Genomic DNA, 801 nt, shown 5'->3' with positions numbered 1-801 from the left:
AGTCGCGGGGTGTAGACCCGAAGCGGAGTGATCTACCCATGGCCAGGGTGAAGCGTCGGTAAGACGTCGTGGAGGCCCGAACCCACCAGGGTTGAAAACCTGGGGGATGAGCTGTGGGTAGGGGTGAAAGGCCAATCAAACTCCGTGATAGCTGGTTCTCCCCGAAATGCATTTAGGTGCAGCGTCGTGTGGTGGGTACCGGAGGTAGAGCACTGGATGGCCTAGGGGGCCGACAAGCTTACTGAAGTCAGCCAAACTCCGAATGCCGGTACTGTGAGCGCGGCAGTGAGACTGCGGGGGATAAGCTTCGTAGTCGAGAGGGAAACAGCCCAGATCACCGGCTAAGGCCCCTAAGCGTGCGCTAAGTGGGAAAGGATGTGGGATCGCCGAGACAACCAGGAGGTTGGCTTAGAAGCAGCCATCCTTGAAAGAGTGCGTAATAGCTCACTGGTCAAGTGGTCCTGCGCCGACAATGTAGCGGGGCTCAAGCGCACCGCCGAAGCCGTGGCAATGACACATTCATCCGCTTCCAGTGTTGTGCTGGTTGTGTAGTGGTGTTGTTGGGTAGGGGAGCGTCGTGCATCCGGTGAAGCCGCCGAGTGATCGAGTGGTGGAGGGTGTGCGAGTGAGAATGCAGGCATGAGTAGCGAATGCAGAGTGAGAATCTCTGCCGCCGGATGACCAAGGGTTCCTGGGCCAGGTTGTTCCGCCCAGGGTGAGCCGGGACCTAAGGCGAGGCCGACAGGCGTAGTCGATGGATAACGGGTTGATATTCCCGTGCTCGTGATAGTGCGTCCATGC

Annotated in this window: 1 rRNA gene; it reads left to right on the top strand. The window is 58.8% G+C overall.

Annotation, left to right across the window (positions count from 1 at the left end):
- Positions 1-801: ribosomal RNA gene (locus ACL02T_RS34905) — 23S ribosomal RNA — on the top strand; the annotation flags it as partial.

The sequence above is a fragment of the Pseudonocardia oceanicola genome, assembly GCF_047200735.1.
GTDB lineage: Bacteria > Actinomycetota > Actinomycetes > Mycobacteriales > Pseudonocardiaceae > Pseudonocardia.
Note: the sequence above shows the minus strand (reverse complement) of the source record. Positions and strands in the feature narration are given on the sequence as shown.